The sequence below is a fragment of the Citreicoccus inhibens genome (assembly GCF_019039035.1).
Classification (GTDB): domain Bacteria; phylum Myxococcota; class Myxococcia; order Myxococcales; family Myxococcaceae; genus Citreicoccus; species Citreicoccus inhibens.
The window spans coordinates 39,004-58,325 of sequence record NZ_JAHNZT010000026.1 but is presented as its reverse complement, the minus strand read 5'-3'; the positions used below and the strand labels follow the sequence as shown (position 1 = coordinate 58,325).

The window sequence follows — 19,322 nt, the reverse complement described above, 5'->3', positions numbered from 1 at the left end:
GGCACCTGCTCGAATCCTAAGAATGAGGAGGCTTTCATGCGCGCCCTGCTGCTCGTTTCGCTGATGGTGTTGGTGGCGTTGCCCGCCCGGGCGGAGCGGGCGCTCGTGTTCGCCGCGGCCAGCACGCAGGACGCGCTCCAGGAGCTGGCCCCCGCTTTCACCCGGGCGACGGGGCATGAGGTGGCCTTCTCGTTTGGCGGGTCGGGCGACCTGGCGCGTCAGATTGTGGCGGGCGCCCCGGCGGATGCCTTCCTCTCCGCGGACGTGGCCAAGCTGGAGGCCGTGCAGCGCTCGGGGCTCGTGCGGGCGGGGGCTCGCGTGGACCTGCTCTCCAACCGGCTGGTGGTGGTGGTGCCGGCGGACGCGAAGTCGGCGGCGCCCCGCTCGGCGGCCGAGCTGGCGGGCTTGCCACGGGTGGTGCTGGCGGACCCCACCAGCGTGCCCGCCGGGGTGTACGCGAAGGCGTGGTTGCAGAAGGTGGGCGCGTGGCAGGCGGTGGAGCCCCGCGTCATCCCCGCGCTCGATGTGCGCGCCGCGCTGGCGGCGGTGGAGGCGGGCCGGGTGGACGCGGGGGTGGTGTACGCGACGGACGCGGCGCTCTCCAAGAAGGTGCGCGTGGCCTTCGCGGTCCCGGAAGCGGACACGCCGGCCATCGTGTACCCGGTGGCGGCGCTGACGGGCGGCAAGGGCTCGGAGGCGGGGCTCGCGTTCGTGCGCTTCCTTCAGACGGAGCCCGCGCGTCGGGTGTTCGCGCGCCTGGGCTTCGTCGTGCTGGGTGGCGCGAGAAAGCCGACGCCGTGACGGAGGGCCTGTCCGGCCTCGTGCTGTTCACGTTGACGGTGGCCGCGCTCGCCACCGCGCTCATCCTCCCTCCTGGCGTGGCGGCCGCGTACGTGCTGGCGCGGTGGCGGGGCCCGGGCAAGGGCGTGGTGGAGACGGTGCTGGCCTTGCCGCTGGTGCTGCCGCCCACGGCCGTGGGGCTGGTGTTGCTGGAGGTGCTCGCGCGCGATGCGCCGCTGGGGCGGCTGCTGGATGGCCTGGGGGTGGACGTCGTCTTCACGCCCAAGGCGGTGGTGCTGGCGGGCGCGGTGATGGCGTTCCCGCTGCTGGTGCGCTCGGCGCGCGCGGGCTTCGAGGAGGTGGACCCACGCCTGGTGGCCGTCGCGCGCACGCTGGGGGACTCGCGCGCGCGGGCGTTCTTCCGCGTGACGCTGCCGCTCGCGTGGCGTGGCGTGCTGACGGGCACGCTGTTCGCGTTCTCTCGCGCGCTCGGTGAGTTCGGGGCCACGGTGCTGGTGGCGGGCAACATCCCGGGGCGCACGCAGACGCTGTCGCTGGCCATCTTCCAGCGCACGCAGATGGGGCGCGATGGCGAGGCGCTGGGGCTGGCGGGCGTGGCGGCGCTGCTCGCCTTTGGCGCGATGTATGTCGCCGAGGTCGTGTCGCGGCGTCGCGGCGCTCGGGTGCGCACATGATGGAGCTGTCGGTCCGGCTGCCCTTGGCGCGCTTCCCGTTGGAGGTCGAGGCGCGCTTCACCTCGGCGTCGGTGGCGGTGATGGGGCGCTCGGGCTCGGGGAAGACGTCGCTCCTGGAGGTGCTGGCCGGGCTGCGTCGCGGCGCGCGGGGGCGCGTGGTGGTGGGCGCGCGCGTGCTGCTGGACAGCGCGGCGCGCGTGGACCTGCCGCCCGAGGCGCGGCGCATGGGCTACGTGCCCCAGGACGCGCTGCTCTTCCCTCACCTCACCGTGGCGCAGAACGTGCGCTATGGCGCGCGCGGCGGACGCGGGGCGCGCGTGGACGAGGCGCTGGCCCTGCTGGAGTTGGAGCCGTTGCTGCGCCGCTATCCGGCCACCTTGTCCGGCGGTGAGAAGCAGCGCGTGGCCCTGGCCCGTGCGCTCGCGAGCGCGCCCGACCTGTTGCTCCTGGATGAGCCGCTGGCCGCGCTGGATGTGGCGCTGAAGGAGCGCGTGCTGCCGTACCTGCTGCGCGTGCGCGACGAGGCGCGGGTGCCGATGCTCTACGTCACGCACCAGCTCGGCGAGGCGCGCGCGCTGGCGCGGGAGGCGCTGCTGCTGGACGGCGGCCGGGTGCTCGCGGCGGGCGCGGCGGACGCGGTGTTGGGCTCGGCTGCGCGCGGCGTGCTCGCGGCGGAGGGCAATGAGGAGGAGAACATCCTGGAGGGGGTGCTGGAGCGCCCCGAGGGCCACGGTCCTCGGCTGCGCGTGACGGCGGAGCTGGCGCTGTGGGTGCCGGACGGGCCCGGGGTGGTGACGGGCGCGCGCGCGGCCTACGCGGTGCCCGCCGAGGACATCCTCCTGTCCACGGGGCCGCTGTCGGGCGTGTCCGCGCGCAACGTGATGGCGGGCGCGGTAACGGCGCTGGAGCCCGCGGGGCCCGGCGGGTGCGCGGCCTTGGTGGACGTGGCGGGACACCGGTGGGTGGTGCGGCTTACCCAGGTCTCCGTGGACGAGCTGGGGCTCGCGAAGGGGATGCGGGTGCACCTGGCGGTGAAGTCGGCCGCGTGCCGCCGGTTGCGCTGAGTCCCCGTCGCCCTGCGTCGCGCTGGCGCGCGGCGGCGTTCGGGCGCAATCATGGCGGGATGGGTTCTCCCTTTGCTTCGGTGTGCACTCGGTCGCCGCGCGCCGCGTGGGCATGGCTGGTGGTGGGACTTCTCTTGGGCCTCGCGCCTCGGGAGGCCCAGGCGTCTGGACGCGGGCGCGGCGATGGCCCCGGGCTGCTGCTCGCGACGCAGCCCTATGACGGCCGCTACCTGTCCCTGGGGGTGAACCTGGCCTACGAGGGGTTGCCCACCCGCGATGGGGAGGACGGCTTCCTGCGCGGCGACCTGTACCCGGTGGTGGGGCTGGAGGCGAGCGTGGTGCAGCTCGAGTCGCGCAACCTCTTCTGGGTGGGCGGCTACGTGGACCTGACCCACACGTTCCCGCACGAGGCCACGCGGATGAGCATCGGGCCGGAGATTGGGTGGGGGCCGGTAGGCGTTGACCTGGGGCTCACCGGCGAGCTGCGCGACGGACGGGTGGGGGGCGGCTTCCAGGTCCGGGGCATGCTGACGGTGGGCTACGTGGCGGCCTACGTCAGCTACATCTCCACCTACAACGCGACCACGCGCGACTTCCAACCGAACGCGCAGGTGGGCCTGCTCCTGAAGCTGCCTTTCATCCTCGCCATCACCGGCGAGCCGTGGCGGCCGGGCGCCTGACGCACACGGCCAGGGGCGCGCGTTCGCGGCGGGAAACGAGCGCCCTGGGGCGAGGGCCCTATACTGGTCCCAGGTGAGGGAGACATCGGAATGGGGATGCGCATCCTTGGGATGGTTCTGGCGGGTGGGCAGGGAACACGACTGGCGCCTCTGACGCAGAAGCGCTCGAAGCCGGCGGTTCCCTTCGGGTCGAAGTTCCGCATCATCGACTTCGCCCTCAACAACTTCATCAACTCGGGCATCTTCTCCATCTACGTGCTGACGCAGTTCCGTGCGCAGTCGCTCACGGAGCACATCCAGCGCGGATGGCGCTTCGGCTCCGTGCTGCTGTCGGACTACTTCATCACGCTGGTGCCGGCGCAGATGTACCGCTTCGAGGAGCTGGGGCCCGTCTGGTACCGAGGCACGGCCGACGCCATCTACCAGAACATGCACCTCTTGGAGAATCACCGGCCGGAGCACGTGGCCATCTTCTCCGGGGACCACATCTACAAGATGAATGTGGCCCACATGCTGGAGCTGCATGAGGCCCAGCGCGCGGACATCACCATCGCGGCGTACCCCACGCCGCTGGTGGACGCGCACCGCTTCGGCGTCATGCAGGTGGACGAGCGAGGCCGCGTCACCGAGTTCCACGAGAAGCCCAAGGACCCGCGCCCCATGCCCGGCCGCCCGGACATGGCGCTGGCCAGCATGGGCAACTACATCTTCCGCGCGAAGGTGCTGGCGGAGCTGTTGGAGTTGGACGCGCGCTCGGAGGGCTCGGCGCACGACTTCGGCAAGGACGTGCTGCCGCGCGCGCTGCGCGACGGCTATCACATCCAGACCTACGACTTTCACCGCAACCCCATCCCCGGCCAGAGCCGGCCCAACACCTACTGGCGCGACGTGGGGACGCTGGAGGCCTACCACGAGGCCTCCATGGACCTGGTGTCGGTCAACCCCGAGTTCGACATCTTCAACGCGGACTGGCCGCTGCGCAGCGCGAGCGAGTACAGCCCGCCCGCCAAGTTCGTGCACGAGTCCGGAGACCGGGTGGGCCGCGCGCTCAACTCCATGGTGGCCGGCGGCTGCATCATCTCTGGCGGCGTGGTGCGCAACAGCATCCTGTTCCGCCGCGCCCGGGTGAACAGCTACGCGAGCGTGGAGCGCTCGGTCATCTTCGACGAGGTGGACATCGGCCGGCACGCGCAGGTGAAGAACGCCATCATCGACAAGGGCGTGCGTGTGCCGCCCGACACGAAGGTGGGCTTTGACGTGGCGCAGGACCGGGCGCGCGGCTTCACCGTCACGGACAACGGCATCGTCGTGGTGCCCAAGAACTATCGCTTCGATTGACGCTCGCCTCCTCCGCCGCGGGGGACGGTTGCGGCTGGACGCTCGTGTCCGACCCGCGCGCGGCTTGGAGGAGTCCGGAGCGCTGAGCACCTTGCCCTGTCCAGGTGCGGTCCCGGCGTGCCGGCCCGCGCGGGAGGAGCGAAGGGCATGGGTGCAAGGAGCCGAAGGGCGGCGTGCCTCCTGGTGTCGATGCTGTGGCTCGGAGCCTGTGGGGGCGCGAACGACGACGACAGCCCGCTTGCCGGGCCCGCGCAATCCTCGAGCGAGGAGGGGGCGACCGCGGCGCCGCCGTCCTGCGGCATCGTCGCGAAGCGGACGAAGGACATCCGCCCCGGTCGCGCCAGCTCGGATCCACGGGGGCTGCTGCACGGCGCCGCGGGGCTCGTGTTCTCCTCGGACGACGGCCGGCACGGGCGCGAGCCCTGGTCCAGCACGGGCCGGGACACGCGCCTCTTGCGCGACATCCGCGGCGGGCAGTCCGGCTCGGACCCCACGTCCTTCACGCGCCTGGGGGACACGGTCTTCTTCGCCGCGGATGACGGCGTTCACGGCCGCGAGCTGTGGAAGACCGATGGCTCCTCGGCGGGCACCCAGTGGGTGGTGGACCTGCGCCCGGGGGCGTTGGGCTCGGAGCCGGATTCGCTGACCGTGTTCCAGGGGCGGCTGTACTTCACCGCCGACTCCTCCGGGCATGGCCGCGAGCTGTGGCGCACGGATGGCTCCAGCGATGGGACCGTCCGGGTGATGGGGCTCATCCCCGACGGCAGCGAGTGCTATGGGCTTCAGCTCGCGGCGACGAGCGGCTTTCTCTATGTGCGGTATGGCTACTCGGGCCACAACGGGGACACCCTGCGGCTGGCGCGGCTGGACGGGACGCCGAGCGAGCCCGTCGTGGTGCTGGAGGTCGTCGGGGACAACTCCATCGAGGCGATGACGCCGGTGGGGGACCTGCTCTACTTCCTGCACAACAACGACGAGTCGGAGTGGAGCCTCTTCGTCACGAACGGCTCGCCCGCGGGGACGCGGGGCCTGCGGCTGTTCCCCGACAAGCCGCATGACCTGACTGCCTTCGCGGGGAAGCTCTACTTCGCCTCGGGCGTGGGCCCCTATGAGGCGGGCTACGCCGGGGACGAGCTGTGGCGGAGCGATGGCACCTCGCGCGGCACGGCGCTCGTCAAGGACATCCTGCCGGGCAAGGAGGACGCCTCGCCGCGAGGGCTGGCCACGTTGGATGGGAAGCTCTACTTCAGCGCGGACGACGGCGTGCATGGGCGTGAGCTGTGGCGGAGCGATGGCACGCCCAGCGGCACGGTGCTCGCGCAGGACATCCAGCCCGGGCCCTTGGGCTCGGCGCCGGACAGCCTGTCGGGTCATGCGGGGCGGTTGTTCTTCAGCGCGGACACGACGGGGCGGGGGCGCGAGGCGTGGATGTACGAGGCCCGCTCGGGGTTGGCCACCGCGTTGGATGACGTGGCGCCCGGGCCCGCGTCGTCATCGCCCAGTAGCTTCGTGCGCTCGGGCTGGGCGCTGTACTTCTCCGCGGATGACGGCGTGTCGGGGCGCGAGTTGTGGGCGCTGTCCTTTCGCTCGCCGGGGCCGTGCACCATCGGTCCCGCCCGGTAGACAGGGACCCGGGCCCCGCGTCCGAGCGCACGACACTTCCGCGCGAGACGACGCGTCTTCCGTGCGACACTGAAGCGCATCGGGCGTCAGAGGCCGAGCAATCGGCACTGAACGACAAGCGCGCCATCGTGGCCGGCGGGTAAGCGTCGGCGCTCCATTGCCGTAGGGGATCGAGAAAATCTCATGCACAGCGCATCCGAGCAGGACACCGCGCCCTTCGTCCACGCGATGGGACGAGCGCTTCCACCACACTACGCCTCGCAGGAGCAGCTCATCGCGATGCTCCGCGAGCTGTGGGCCACGCGCCACTTCAACCTGGAGCGCTTGGAGGAGCTGCATCGCGCCGTGCAGGTGGGCGGACGTCACCTGGCGCTTCCGCTGGAGGAGTACCCGGCGCTCGTCACGTTCCAGCAGCGCAACGACGCGTGGATCCGCGTGGCCACCGCGCTGAGCGAGGACGTGGTGCGCCGCGCGTTGGCGCCCGCGGGACTGCGCCCCACCGACGTGGACCACGTCTTCTTCGTCACGGTGACGGGCATCGCCACGCCGAGCATCGATGCGCGGCTGGTCAACCGGTTGGGGCTGCGCGACGACGTGAAGCGCACGCCCATCTTCGGCCTGGGCTGCGTGGCCGGCGCGGCGGGGCTGGCGCGCGCGGCGGACTACCTTCGCGCGTTCCCGGAGCACACCGCGCTCGTCATCGCCACGGAGCTGTGCTCGCTGACGTTGCAGCGCGAGGACCTGTCCATTCCCAACATCATCGCGTCCGGGCTGTTCGGGGACGGCTCCGCGTGCGTGGTGCTGCGGGGCGCGCGCGCGGGGCAGGCGGGGCCGCGCGTGGTGGCCTCGCGCTCGGTCTTCTATCCGGACACCGAGCGCATCATGGGCTGGGACGTGGTGGACTCGGGCTTCAAGGTGGTGCTGTCCGCCAAGGTGCCGCAGCTCGTGAAGGACCACATCCGGGGCAACGTGGATGGCTTCCTCGCGCAGCACGGCCTGAAGCGCGAGGACGTGCGGCACTGGGTGGCGCACACCGGAGGGCCCAAGGTGCTGGAGGCGTTCGAGTCGGCCCTGGAGCTGCCCACCGGCGCGCTGGGGCGCTCCTGGGCGTCGCTGCGCGAGGTGGGCAACCTGTCCAGCGCGTCGGTGCTCTTCGTGCTGGATGAGACGCTGCGCACGGCGGGAGCGCGGCCCGGCGACTGGGGCGTGGTGATGGCGATGGGTCCGGGCTTCTGCGCGGAGATGGTGTTGCTGCGATGGTGACGACCACGACCTGGCTTTACCTGGGGTTCTTGTTGCTGGTGGTGGCCGAGCGCGTCGTGGAGCTGGTGCTCTCGAAGCGCAACGCGGCGCGGGCGTTCGCGCGCGGTGGCGTGGAGGCGGGCCAGGGGCACTACCCGGTCATGGTGGCCTTCCACACCAGCTTCCTGGTGGCGTGCGCGGCCGAGGCGGTGCTCTGGGCGCGGCCCACCCTGGGGTGGGTGAGCGGCGTGGCGCTCGCGGGCGCGGTGGCGGGGCAGGCGCTGCGCTACTGGGCCATCTCGACGCTGGGCGACCGGTGGAACTCCCGCATCATCGTGGTGCCGGACCTTCCTCCGGTGACGGGCGGGCCGTACCGCTATCTGCGCCATCCCAACTACGTCGCGGTGGTGATGGAGTTCTGGTGCCTGCCGATGATTCACGGGGCCTGGGTCACGGCCCTGGTGTTCTCCATGGGCAATCTGTTGCTGCTCTTCGTGCGCATCCGCGCGGAGGAGCAGGCTCTGGGCGCCGTGTATGCGCGGGAATTCTCCCAGCGCCCTCGCTTCATTCCGGAGGTTCGTCGTGGTTGAGCCCGTGTCGCAGCAGGTGCTGGCCGAGATACGCCGTATCGCCATCGAGGAGTTGGAGTGGAAGGGCGCGATCGAACCGCAGCATGACCTGTTGCTCGACCTCCAGTTGGACAGCCTGGGCCTGACGGTGTTGGCGGTGGGGCTGGAGAACCGCTTCCGCGTGAAGTTGTCGGAGGAAGACGCGGTGGACCTGAAGACGGTGGGGGACTTGATTCGGTTGGTGGAGGCGCGCGCCGCCCAGAGCGCGGAGGCGCGGCCGTGAAGGGGCCCGCGCTGCCCCCGCCGCGCTGCCCCACGGTGAGCGCGCTCTTGGCCGATGTGGCCAAGACGCCCTATGGGCTCATCTTCGCGGACTCGGCCGAGCGCGAGACCGTGGTGCCCTGGGCCGAGGTGTACCGGCGCGCGCGCCGAGCGGCCGCGGGACTGGCTCGGCTGGGCGTGCGGGAAGGAGACCGCGTGGCGCTCTTGCTGCCCACGTCGCCGGCCTTCATGGATGGCTTCTTCGGCGCGCTGCTCGCGGGCGCGGTGCCCGTGCCGCTCTATCCTCCGGTGCGGCTGGGCCGGCTGGAGGAGTACCACCGCGCCACCGCGCGCATGCTCCAGGTGACGGGGGCGAGCGCGGTGCTGACGGACTCGAAGGTGCGGCTGCTGCTGGGGCCGAGCGTGGAGAAGGCGCGGCCACGCTGTGGCTGCCTCACGGTGGACGAGCTGATGCGGAGCGAGGACATGCACGAGGTGTCCGTGCGGCCCGACGCCCTGGGGTTCATCCAGTTCTCGTCGGGCTCGACGGTGGACCCCAAGCCGGTGGCGCTGACGCATCACGCGCTGATGACGCAGGTGACGGCGTTGGACCACGCCATGCCGGTGCCGGAGGGAACGCCGCGGGTGGGCGTGAGCTGGCTGCCGCTGTACCACGACATGGGGCTCATCGGCTCGGTGCTGTCGACGATGTACTTCCCGGGCAGCATGGTGCTCTTGCCGCCCGAGGCGTTCCTCGCGCGCCCCGCGTTGTGGCTGCGCGCGCTGTCGCGTCACCGGGCCTATATCTCCCCGGCGCCCAACTTCGCCTATGGCCTGTGCCTCAAGCGGGTGAAGGACGCGGAGATGGAGGGCGTGGACCTGTCCAAGTGGCACCACGCGCTCAACGGCGCGGAGCCCGTGTCCGCGGACACGCTGCGTCGCTTCGCCGAGCGCTTCGAGCGCTGGGGCTTCTCGGCCCGCGCCATGCGGCCGGTGTATGGGCTGTCCGAGGCGTCGCTCGCCGTCACGTTCCCTCCCGAGGGGCGCGGCCCGCGCGTGCTGCACGTGGACCCGAGCACGCTGGCGCGTGAGGGCCGAGTGGAGCCGGGCGCACGGGGGCTCGTCAGCGTGGGGAGTCCGGTCGCGGGCTTCGAGGTGGAGATCCGCGAGCGGGACGGTGGTGCGCTGCCGGACGGGCGCGTGGGCCGCGTCTTCGCGCGGGGCCCGTCGCTGATGTCGGGCTACTTCGAGGATGTCGCGGCGACGGCGCGCACGCTCACCGCGGATGGCTGGCTGGACACGGGCGACCTGGGCTTCGTGCTGGATGGCGAGCTGTACCTGACGGGCCGGGCCAAGGACGTGGTCATCATCCGAGGCGCGAACCACGCGCCCCAGGCCTTCGAGGATCCGCTGGGCGCGGTGGACGGCGTGCGCACGGGCTGCGCGGTGGCGCTGGGCTTCACGCCCGAAGGCAGCGAGGACGAGGCGCTGCTCATCCTGGCCGAGCGCGCGGGGACGGAGCCGAGCGCGGCGGTGGAGGAGCAGATCCGCGCGGCCGTGGTGGCGGCCACGGGGGTGCGGCCGCACACGGTGCGGATGCTGGAGCCCGGCACGTTGCCGCGCACGTCGAGCGGGAAGCTGCGGCGCGCCGAGTCCTTGCGGCGCTTCCTCGCGGGTGAGCTGTCCGCGCCCAAGCGGATGGGGACGGTGGGGATGATGGTGGAGATGGCGAAGAGCGCGCTGGCGATGGTGCGGGCGGAGCAGGATCCGTGAAGCCCTACGACGTGGCCGTGGTGGGCGGTGGGCCCGCGGGGCTCGCCGTGGCCATCACCGCCGCGCGGCGTGGGCTGAACACGGTGGTGTTGGAGCGGGGGACGGTGCCCGCGGACAAGGCCTGTGGTGAGGGATTGATGCCCTCGGGGTTGGGGGCGCTGGAGCGGCTGGGCGCGCTGACGCACCTGGACCTGCGCGAGAGCGCGCCGTTCATGGGCATCCGCTACGTGCAGGAGGACGGCAGCTCGGCGGAGGGGTTGTTGCCCGCGCCGGGAGGGCTGGGGGTGCGGCGCGTGGCGCTGGCGTCCGCGCTGGTGACGCGGGCGCGCGAGGTGGGCGTGGAGCTGCGCGAGCGCGCGCAGGTGCTGGGGTATCGGCGCACGGTGCCGGGGGTGTCGTTGGAGACAGCCTCGGGGCCGGTGGACGCGCGGGTGTTGGTGGCGGCGGATGGGTTGGGCTCGCCGCTGCGCAAGGCCGAGGGGCTGGAGCTGAATGCGGAGGGCTCGCGGCGGTTCGGGTTGCGGCGGCACTTCCGCATCCGACCGTGGACGGCCTACGTGGAGGTGCACTTCGCCTCGGGGGTGGAGGCGTACGTGACGCCGGCGGGCACGGAGCGCGTGGGGCTGGCGTTCCTGTGGGAAGACGGTGCGGTGGATGGGAAGGTGGGCTTCGACGCGTTGCTCGCGCGCTTCCCGACCTTGAGTGAGCGGCTGGCGGGCGTGGCGCCGGACTCGAAGGTGCGAGGGGCGGGGCCGCTGGCGCGGGTGGCGCGCACGCCGGTGGCGGACCGGTTCGCGCTGGTGGGCGACGCGGCGGGCTACGTGGACGCGCTGACGGGAGAAGGGTTGTCCCTCGCGTTCGCGTGCGCGGAGTCGCTGGGCAACGTGTTGCCGGACGCGCTGGTGCACGGGGCGACGCGTGGCGCGCTCCAACCGTACGCGCGCTCCTTCCAGCAGGTGTTCCGCAAGTACGCCTGGACGACGCGCGCGCTGTTGCTCCTCTCGAGGAGACCGTGGCTCCGACGCCCGGTGGTGCGGGCCCTGGGCCGAGCCCCCTGGTTGTTCGAGCGCATCCTCGCCACCGTGGTGGGCTGAGCGAGCGCAGGACCTCTCAACCGCGCTGCCGAGATGCGCCAGCTGACCCCACGGAAGGCTCGATGCCTGTCGATGTCGAGTCGGCCCGCGGGTTCAATGCGGATGGCGCTCTTTCCGCGCGCTCGTCCGCGTCCTGGACTGGGTTGAACTGCAGCTTGCTCTTGAATTGAATGGTTGTAATGGACGCACTGGAACGGCGCATGTCCGCCATGGTCTTCACGGTGCTCATGGGGTGCGGTTCGGCCACGGTAGGAACCGCCGCGGCGAGGAAGTGGGTGGGTGAGCCCATGCCCACTCCCGATGGAGGTCAGGTCCGGACGACCATCTATTACGGGCCTTGGCAATGCAGCGCTTCCTTCATGGCGCGCTGCGAGAGTCGGTGTGCGGCGCAGGGCCATGCCCTCATGGGCTGTATCTGGCTGGCGGACATCAAGGGCGATTGGCAAGGCCGCTTCCTGGCGCTACCGGCCGCTGGTGGTGGACGATTGGCAATCACTCACTGCTGCTGTGCCTATCCCAAGGCAGCCGACCTCAAGTGGCGGCGAGACATCTGGGAAGAGGGCAGGAAAGCCTTTCGGCAGACTTGGAGCTCGGAGTTTGGCTCCTGGCCCACCTCGGGTGGCACGAACTGGCCGGGGCATCATGTGTTCGACCTCGCGCATGGAGGTCCCCCTCTGGCTCCTGACAATGTGTTGCCTGTGCCGCCAGACGTGCACACGGTCTTCAACAGCGCGTACCCTGCTTGCTACGCACCGGGTGGAAGTTGGCTCAAGCCGGGGCCTGAGCATCCTTACGTGGACTGAGGAGCGCACCTTGCCGATGGACACACTGCTCGCCGAAGTCTCGCGGCATCACTTTCCTCGGCCGCCCGCGACGTCGGCGCAGCTTGCCCGCTTCGAGGCGCGTGTGGGCTGGGAACTCGATCCGGAGCTCCGCGCGTTCTACCTGCATTGCGATGGGGCTCGCCTCTTCGAGTCAGGGCCGGATGCGAACTATCGCTTCCTCTCCCTGGATGAGATTCGCCGCGCACGCATCGCGATCGTCGGCAGTGATGATGACTCAGCAGGCGCTGCGTCCTGGTTCAGCATCGTCGACATGCAGGACTCGAACTTCGTCGTCGTGGATGTGGCTCGACGAGAGGGCAGTTCCTATCCTCTCTTTGACGCCTTTCACGAGACGTTCCCGGAGATGGAGCGCATCGCGTCCTCGTTCGAGGAGTTCCTGGCGCGGGCGCTCGCGAGCGACGGGTATTCATATTGGCTGCGGTAGCTGGCGACGCGCACCAGTTGTCGGCTGTCCACTCGCGGGGTGCTGAGCGCGACGGGGTGCGTTCGTGATGCGACGACCGGCTACGATGCGTGCCATGCACTGGGGCCTGTCTTCGCGTTCGTGGCTGTTCGTGGTGTGTCTGTGCCTGGGGCTGGGCTGCGCGGCCCGGCGGAGCAATCCGGCCCGGGTCACGGTGGATGCGATGCGGCCGGCCCCGCTCGGCGCGTTCGCCTCGGGCATCGAGCCGGTGCAGACCGAGGACTGCACCGTCGCCCAGGCTCGCGCTTGCTTCGACCGCGCGCTCACGCTCTGGGTGGCCAGCCCCTCCGAGGACGCTCGACTGCGCGCGCTGTCGCTCATGTCCAAGGCGTGTGATGGACAGGTGAAGGACGCCTGCGCCTTCCTCGCGCAGCATGTCCGCGAGCCCCAGCGCATCCGCGGCGGTCCTCCCGAGGACCCCGTCTTCCAAGACGCGTTCCGGCGCTGGCGCGAGGGTCGCAAGCACCACGTCCGCGTCGCCTGTCGGCTCGTGCGCGGCGGCACGCCTCGGCAATGCGTGGTGGAAGAGGCGACGCTGCCTCCGGACCTGCTGGCCCAAGCGCTCGCGAGCGTCGAGGGCTCTCGCTACGAGTTGCCCACCATGGATGGAGCGCCCTTCGAATGCACCTGGACCATCATCATCAAGTGATGCGCTGGACGCTCCCGCTGGGCCTCGCGCTGCTGTCGGGATGCTTCGCTGGGACCGTGCACCATGGACCCGTGACGGACCATTTTGATGGCTCGCGCTTCCACAACCTCGGTGATGCCCCGAGCCCCAATCCCGTGGCCCTGGCGCTGGCGGCGCTGAAGGAGAGGCGCGGCCCGTGGCAGCCCTACACGGAGTTCTCTCCGGGCCTCAAGCCCCCGACGCGCGTGGGCCCGGGAGCGCTGCGCGTGACGTTCATCAACCACGCGACCGTGCTGCTCCAGGCGGACGGACTCAACGTGCTGACGGACCCCATCTACTCGGAGCGACCGAGCCCCGTGTCGTGGCTCGGCCCCAAGCGCCGTCGCCCTCCGGGCATCCGCTTCGAGGACCTGCCGCCCATCGACGTGGTCGTGGTGAGCCACAACCACTATGACCACCTGGACCTGCCCACGCTGCGGAGGCTGGAGGCCGCGCACCATCCCCGCTTCATCGTGGGCCTGGGCAACAAGGCGCTGCTGGAGGCCGAGGGCTTCGCGCACGTGGAGGAACTCGACTGGTGGCAGACGAGCGCGGTGGGCTCCGGCTTCACGGTGACGTGCGTGCCCGCGCGGCACCGCTCGAACCGTGGGCTCACGGATGGACGTGGCACGCTGTGGGCCGGCTACGTGTTGAGCACGTCGGGAGGCCCCGTGCTCTTCGCGGGCGACACCGGATTCGGTCCCCACTTCGAGGACATCTCCGCGCGCTTCGGCCCCATGCGCCTGGCGGTGCTCCCCATCGGGGCGTTCCGGCCGCGCATGCTGCACTCGGTGCACATGGGCCCCGAGGACGCGCTGCGGGCCCACCATGCGCTGCACGCCCAGGTGTCCGTCGCGATGCACTACGGCACGTTCGCGCTCGCGCTCGACGGGCAGGACGAGGCCCGGCATTTGCTCTGGCGACTCGCGGCCCGCGACCCGGAGCGCCCCGAGTTCTGGACGCTCGGCTTCGGGGAGGGGCGCGACGTGCCCCCGCTGGAGACCGCGTCGCGCTGACGGCGGACTACAGCTTCAGCCGCTTGAAGATGGGCTCGGGGATGGAGCGGATGATGAGCATGATGAGCGCCCAGAAGCCGGGGACGTAGACCTCGTTCTTGCGCCCATCCGCCGCGCGCAGCAGCCCGCGCGCCACCTGCTCCGGTGAGGCGAACAGCTTGTTCTTCGGGACGTGCGCCGTCATCGGCGTGTCCACGAAGCCCGGCTTCACCGTCACCACGGCCACGTTGGACTTCGCCAGTCGGTTGCGCAGGCCCTGGAGGAACACGGTCAGCGCGCCCTTCGACGCGCCGTACACGTAGTTGCTCTGCCGGCCGCGGTCTCCCGCCACCGACGAGATGACCACCAGCGTGCCGGTCTTCTGCGCCTCGAAGCGGTTGGCCAGCGAGGTCAGCAGCGACGCGGCGCTCAGGAAGTTCGTGCGCATGACGGCCTCGGCCGTCGCCCACGCGCGCTGACTCGCGTCCTGGTCTCCGAGCACGCCGTGAGCAATCACCGCGCCGTCGAGCCCACCCAGCGCCTGCGCGGCCTGCTCGACCAGCGCCTCATGCGCGCCGCAGTCGTCGAGGTCCATCGCCCGTGACTCGACCTTCGCCGCGCCACGCGTGGCCGCATCCTTCGCCACGGCCTCCAGGTTCTGGGCGTTGCGGCCCACCAGGTACAGCGAGGCTCCGCGCGCGGCGAGCAGCCGCACGGTGGCCTGGGCGATGGCGCTCGTGGCGCCGAGGATGAGGACTTTCTTCATAGGTGTCGTTGTGCCCGGGGGCTCAGCGGATGGCCAGCAGCGACACGGGCGGCGTGGCGCCGTCCGCGCTGCCTTCCAACGCGGGCAGGGAGGGGGTGGCGGGATTCACCCGCCGCCAGAAGGAGGACGAGAACGCCGGGTCGAGGTACGGCAGGAACTGCTCGCGCCGAGGGAAGTACGCCGCGAAGCTCTCCGGACTCATGCGCGCGTCCTTCGCGGGATACACCGCGCCGCCCGCCTCGCGCGTCAGTCGGTCCAGGTCCTCCACCAGCCGCCACGTCTTCTCGCCGCGGTTGGCGAAGTCCATGGCCAGCGTCACGCCCTGGCGCGGGAAGGACAGCCAGCCCGGCGACGGGATGTCCCCGAACGTCTTCAGCACGGACAGGAAGCTGGGCACGCCGCCGCGCGAGCTGCGCTCGAGAATCTCGCGCAAGGCGTCGCGCGCGGTGGAGTAGGGCACCACGCACTGGAACTGGAGGAAGCCCCGCGCGCCGTAGATGCGGTTCCAGCCGTAGATGGCGTCCAGCGGATAGAAGAACGGGTCGTAGTGCGTGAGCCGCTGCCGAGGACGCCCGCGCTGGCGGTGGTAGTAGAGCCAGTTGAACGCGGACACGGACAGCCGGTTGAGACAGAACGCCGGCATGTCCACCGGCACCGCGAGCCCCGAGCCGTGCGACAGGTGGCTCTTGGCCAGCGGCAGCCCGTCGAACTGCGGCGGCGCGAAGTTGCCTCGGAACAAGAGGCCCCGGCCCAGCTTGCGGCCTCGGGCCAGACAGTCCACCCACGCCATGGTGAACTCGTAGTCCGCCTCCGAGGCCCGGGCCACGTCGAGGAACGCGTCCAGGTTCTCGCAGGGCACCGTCTCCTGGAGGATGTACGGGTTGCGGATGGGCACGAGCTGCACCTCGGCCCAGGTGATGAGGCCCGTGAGCCCCAGCCCACCGATGGTGGCGCCGTACCAATCCGGATTCTCGTCCGGCGCGCAGACGCGGCGGGTGCCATCCGAGCGCAAGAGCTCGAACCTCCGCACATACCGCCCGAAGGTGCCGCCGCGGTGGTGGTTCTTGCCGTGCACGTCGTTGGCGATGGCTCCGCCCACCGTCACGTACTTGGTGCCCGGCGTCACCGGGAGGAACCAGCCGCGCGGCGCGACCAACCGCAGCACCGTGTCCAGCGTGACGCCCGACTCGCAGCGCAGCACGCCCGTGGCCGGGTCGAAGTCGATGAGTCGGTCCAGCGCGGAGGTGAGCAGCAGCGTGCCGTCCGCGTTGAGGCACGAGTCCCCGTAGCTGCGCCCCAACCCGTGCGGCAGCAGCGTCCCCGGCGCGGACGGCAGCGCGTCCGAGCGCCACGTGAGGGCGCGGGTTTCTTGCGCGACGCGGGGAAATCGTCCCCAGGACTGCGGTGACCTCATCGCTCCTGCATCCTCATGTGGCGGCCCACAGCACCAGCGCGGCGACGACCCCGACCGCGTAGCTCACCTTGTCGCGCAGCGCGAAGAGGAGCGGGTCCTCGTTCACCTGTCCACGATGCGCCAGCACCCACACCCGGCCCACCCAATACAGCATCACCGGGCAGAGCAACCACAGGCGCTCCGGATGCGTGTACAGCGCGGTGACTTCCTTGCTGGTGATGTAGAGCGCGAGCACCAGCACGGACACCTGTCCCGCCGCCGCGCCCAGGCTCGCGAGCTGCTCGTAGTCCTGCGCCAGATAGCCGCGCCCGTGCGCCGCCGATTCATTGGCCAGCCGCAGCCGCCGCACCTCGCTCAGCCGCTTCACCAGCGCCAGCGACAGGAAGAGGAAGGTGCTGAACATGAGCAGCCAGCTCGACGTGGGCACGCCCACCGCCAGCGAGCCGCCGAAGATGCGAACCGTGTAGAGCCCCGCGAGCACCAGCACGTCCAGCATCACCACCTGCTTGAGCCGCACCGAGTACGCGAGCGTCAGCCCGTAATACACGCCCAGGAGCGCCGCGAACGCGGGAGGCAGCAGCGCCAACGCCAGCGCCGCGCCCGCCGCGAGCAGCACCGGCGCCATCATCGCGCCCGCGCGCACGGACAACGTGCCCGCCGCGAACGGCCGCGCCTTCTTGGTCGGGTGTCGCCGGTCCGACTCCAGGTCCAGCAGGTCGTTGAGCACGTACACGCTGGAGGCGCACAGGCTGAAGGCCAGGAAGGCCAGCACCGACTCCAGGACCATGCGCGGGTGCTGGGCCTTGTGCGCGGCCAGGAGCGGGACGAACACGAGCGCGTTCTTCGCCCACTGGTGCACGCGCAGCGCCTTCACCCAGGTGCGCGCGCGGGTGGCGGGGCGCTCGAAGACGCGATGCATGGGCCGGCCCAACTCGCGCGCGCGCCTGAGCACGCTCGCGGAGGCGTTCGCCACCACCACCTGCCGGGACTCACGCCACAGCGGCAGGTCCACCGCGTCGTTGCCCGCGTAGTCGAACGTGCCCACCGCTTCCTTCAGCCTCGCCAGCTTGCGCGCGCCGGACAGGTTCACCTGCCCGTCGCTGGCGTGCACCGCGTCGAAGAGGCCCAGGTGCGCGGCCACCGCGTCGGCGATGCGGCGGTCCGCCGCCGTGGCCAGCACGAGCCGCCGGCCTTGCGCCCGCTCCTCCTGGAGGAAGGCCAGCAGGGGCCCGTGGTACGGCAGCACGGCGGCATCCAGCGAGGCCCGGCGAGCGACCTCGGCCTTGAAGAAGGCCTTGCCCCGGAGCATCCAGAGCGGCGCGAGCAGCAGCAGCCAGGGCGCCCGCTTGAACAGCACCAGCAGGCTCTCGTGGAGCGTGTCCGTGAGCACCAGCGTGCCGTCCAGGTCGACGGCGAGCGGCACGCGCTCGGATGGGGGAAGGGGGGCCTCGGGCAGCATGGGCGGAGAGGGCAGGGTAGCGCGAGAGGTGGGCCTGGAGCACGGCCTCCCCTCTCGGCGGGGTTCGCCCGCAGGGGGAGGGGCCGCTCAGGCCGGGCGGGCGATGAGGAGCGTCTGGAGGGGCAGGTGGCGGATGGGCCGGCTCTGGTGGATGTCGAAACCGGCGTCGTCGAGGAAGCCTTCCACCTCGGCGGGAGTGTAGGCCGCCGCGCCCGACGTCAGGCAGTAGTGCAGGCCGATGAGGGGCGCGGAGCCTTGAGGCGTCTCCGCGTCCTCGCGCAGGTACTCCAGCACCGCCAGCGTCCCCTTGGGTGACAGCGCGGTGCGGATCCGCCGCAGCAGCGCCACGTTCTGCTCGGGCGTCAGGTGGTGCACCACCTGGAACAGCAGCACGCCGTCATGCGGGCCGCCCAAATCATGGGTGAGCAGGTTGCCCTCGCGGTGCGTGACGAGGTGGGCCAGCCCCGCGTTGGCGATGATGTCCCGCCCCACGCGCGCGCTGCCCTCCAGGTCCACCACGGTGGCCTTCAGGCCCCGGTGCTTGCGGCACAGCTCGGCGGCGAACCAGCCGTGCGCGCCGCCCAGGTCCAGCACGTGGCGCGCGCCCCGCGGCAGCGGGATGGCCGAGACGACCTCCGGGGCCGCCAGCCGCGCGAGCTGGTACATCGCGTGGATGTAGTCGCGCCAGCGCGGGTCATCCGGCGCGAAGTCGTGGATGTTGACCGACTGGCCCCTCCGCACCACGTCCTCGAGCTGACCCCACCAGTCCCACTGGGCGTAGTTGAACTCGAGGAAGGCGGTGATGGACTGTGGCGAGCGCGGATCCAACCAGCGGCTCGCGCGCGCCGCCAGCTTGTAGCGACCGCGCACGCGCTCCACCACCTCGCACGCGACCAGCGCGTCGAGCAGGGCGCGGGTGCCCTCGCTGGAGAGTTTCAGTCGGGTGGCCAGCGCGTCCGGGGTGGCCGGGCCATCCGCCAGCGCCGCGTAGACGCCCAGCCGCGCACCCGCCATCAGGGTGCGCGACGCCATCATCCCGAAGAAGGCGTGGGCCAGCGGCTGGGGGGCGAGGTTGAGGAAGTCCGCCACGCGCTCCAACAGGTTGTCCGCCTTGATGCCCAACCGCATGTCCGCCCCCGCTTAGTGGCGACGTCGCCGGGGCACGGCCACCGCGGCCAGCCCCACCAGCACCAGCGCGGCCTCGGGCCCCAACAGGCACCCCGAGGTCTCCGCCTGCCGGACGCCGGTGTACTTGCACGTCCCGGCCTGGCAGGTGAACCGCATGTTGCAGTCGCTGCTGCTGCGGCACTTGGTGTTCACCCGCCCGGTTCCATCGTCTTCCTCGCCCGGGTCATCCTTGCCCGGTCCGCCCGTGGAGGCATCCGGCGCGCCTCCATCCGGAGGAGAACCCGGTTGTGCATGCGCGAGCGAGGTGGACAGCAGGGCAAGGCAGGTCAGCAGGCCGAAAATGAACGAACGCGGGCGGAGGCTGGACATCACGAGGGGGGCACCCTACCCCCCTGGCGGGGCGGATGCATCCTTCCCCGCATCCGTCCCGAAACACTTGTCTGACAGGTTGCCCGCATCTGGTACG

At 71.2% G+C, this 19,322-nt stretch carries 19 protein-coding genes; 14 read left to right on the top strand and 5 right to left on the bottom strand.

Translation table 11 applies throughout. The features are described from left to right. The first annotated feature begins 36 nt into the window (after positions 1–36). From modA to KRR26_RS25335, 14 genes are all read left to right on the top strand, one after another. On the top strand, positions 37–801 hold the full coding sequence (gene modA / locus KRR26_RS25400; protein ID WP_120209164.1) for a molybdate ABC transporter substrate-binding protein: 765 nt from the start codon (positions 37–39) through the stop codon (positions 799–801). Next, positions 798–1,475: a molybdate ABC transporter permease subunit gene (modB, locus tag KRR26_RS25395; RefSeq protein ID WP_120209165.1), complete on the top strand. Its 678-nt coding sequence runs from the start codon at positions 798–800 to the stop codon at positions 1,473–1,475. The genes modA and modB overlap by 4 nt, the downstream gene beginning before the upstream one ends. Next, the gene (modC, locus tag KRR26_RS25390) at positions 1,472–2,539 is read left to right on the top strand and encodes a molybdenum ABC transporter ATP-binding protein (protein WP_120209166.1); all 1,068 of its coding nucleotides are present in this window, start codon (positions 1,472–1,474) and stop codon (positions 2,537–2,539) included. The genes modB and modC overlap by 4 nt, the downstream gene beginning before the upstream one ends. Positions 2,540–2,598: 59 nt before the next feature. Continuing rightward, positions 2,599–3,219, top strand: coding sequence for a hypothetical protein (locus tag KRR26_RS25385; RefSeq protein WP_217081086.1), 621 nt, complete (start codon positions 2,599–2,601; stop codon positions 3,217–3,219). Positions 3,220–3,315: 96 nt separating this feature from the next. Then, positions 3,316–4,557 (top strand): glucose-1-phosphate adenylyltransferase, encoded by a 1,242-nt coding sequence (gene glgC / locus KRR26_RS25380; RefSeq protein WP_321202792.1) that lies wholly within the window; start codon positions 3,316–3,318, stop codon positions 4,555–4,557. Between the two features lie 147 nt (positions 4,558–4,704). Continuing rightward, positions 4,705–6,180: an ELWxxDGT repeat protein gene (locus tag KRR26_RS25375; protein WP_120209169.1), complete on the top strand. Its 1,476-nt coding sequence runs from the start codon at positions 4,705–4,707 to the stop codon at positions 6,178–6,180. Positions 6,181–6,363: 183 nt separating this feature from the next. Continuing rightward, positions 6,364–7,443, top strand: a complete 1,080-nt coding sequence (locus tag KRR26_RS25370) for a type III polyketide synthase (RefSeq protein ID WP_120209170.1) — start codon at positions 6,364–6,366, stop codon at positions 7,441–7,443. Continuing rightward, entirely contained in the window at positions 7,437–8,012 is a 576-nt protein-coding gene (locus KRR26_RS25365) for an isoprenylcysteine carboxyl methyltransferase family protein (RefSeq protein ID WP_120209171.1), read from the top strand. The genes KRR26_RS25370 and KRR26_RS25365 overlap by 7 nt, the downstream gene beginning before the upstream one ends. Then, complete coding sequence (locus tag KRR26_RS25360; protein ID WP_233577358.1) at positions 8,005–8,274, top strand: phosphopantetheine-binding protein; 270 nt, start codon at positions 8,005–8,007, stop codon at positions 8,272–8,274. The genes KRR26_RS25365 and KRR26_RS25360 overlap by 8 nt, the downstream gene beginning before the upstream one ends. After that, positions 8,271–10,025 (top strand): fatty acyl-AMP ligase, encoded by a 1,755-nt coding sequence (locus tag KRR26_RS25355; protein WP_120209173.1) that lies wholly within the window; start codon positions 8,271–8,273, stop codon positions 10,023–10,025. The genes KRR26_RS25360 and KRR26_RS25355 overlap by 4 nt, the downstream gene beginning before the upstream one ends. Continuing rightward, positions 10,022–11,119, top strand: a complete 1,098-nt coding sequence (locus tag KRR26_RS25350) for an NAD(P)/FAD-dependent oxidoreductase (RefSeq protein WP_217081085.1) — start codon at positions 10,022–10,024, stop codon at positions 11,117–11,119. The genes KRR26_RS25355 and KRR26_RS25350 overlap by 4 nt, the downstream gene beginning before the upstream one ends. 819 nt (positions 11,120–11,938) lie before the next feature. Next, positions 11,939–12,388, top strand: a complete 450-nt coding sequence (locus KRR26_RS25345; RefSeq protein ID WP_217081084.1) for an SMI1/KNR4 family protein — start codon at positions 11,939–11,941, stop codon at positions 12,386–12,388. A gap of 94 nt (positions 12,389–12,482) precedes the next feature. Continuing rightward, on the top strand, positions 12,483–13,076 hold the full coding sequence (locus KRR26_RS25340; RefSeq protein WP_120209175.1) for a hypothetical protein: 594 nt from the start codon (positions 12,483–12,485) through the stop codon (positions 13,074–13,076). Next, positions 13,049–14,110, top strand: a complete 1,062-nt coding sequence (locus tag KRR26_RS25335; RefSeq protein ID WP_120209176.1) for an MBL fold metallo-hydrolase — start codon at positions 13,049–13,051, stop codon at positions 14,108–14,110. The genes KRR26_RS25340 and KRR26_RS25335 overlap by 28 nt, the downstream gene beginning before the upstream one ends. A 7-nt stretch (positions 14,111–14,117) precedes the next feature. Here the strand turns inward: KRR26_RS25335 and KRR26_RS25330 are convergent, their stop codons facing one another. The 5 genes from KRR26_RS25330 to KRR26_RS25310 all read right to left on the bottom strand — a co-directional run bounded on the left by KRR26_RS25330 (position 14,118) and on the right by KRR26_RS25310 (position 19,225). Then, positions 14,118–14,855 carry an SDR family oxidoreductase gene (locus tag KRR26_RS25330; protein WP_120209177.1) on the bottom strand — a complete coding sequence of 246 codons (738 nt, stop codon included), beginning with the start codon at positions 14,853–14,855 and terminating at the stop codon, positions 14,118–14,120. A 22-nt stretch (positions 14,856–14,877) separates the two neighbouring features. Continuing rightward, a complete protein-coding gene (locus KRR26_RS25325; protein ID WP_120209178.1) occupies positions 14,878–16,269 on the bottom strand; it encodes an FAD-binding oxidoreductase in 1,392 nt (463 codons plus the stop codon). Between the two features lie 13 nt (positions 16,270–16,282). Then, positions 16,283–17,728: a UbiA family prenyltransferase gene (locus KRR26_RS25320; RefSeq protein ID WP_217081083.1), complete on the bottom strand. Its 1,446-nt coding sequence runs from the start codon at positions 17,726–17,728 to the stop codon at positions 16,283–16,285. An 87-nt stretch (positions 17,729–17,815) separates the two neighbouring features. Then, positions 17,816–18,856 carry a methyltransferase gene (locus KRR26_RS25315; RefSeq protein ID WP_120209180.1) on the bottom strand — a complete coding sequence of 347 codons (1,041 nt, stop codon included), beginning with the start codon at positions 18,854–18,856 and terminating at the stop codon, positions 17,816–17,818. A 12-nt stretch (positions 18,857–18,868) separates the two neighbouring features. Further along, positions 18,869–19,225 (bottom strand): MXAN_6627.5 family MYXO-CTERM protein, encoded by a 357-nt coding sequence (locus KRR26_RS25310; protein ID WP_120209181.1) that lies wholly within the window; start codon positions 19,223–19,225, stop codon positions 18,869–18,871. Positions 19,226–19,322: the final 97 nt, after the last annotated feature.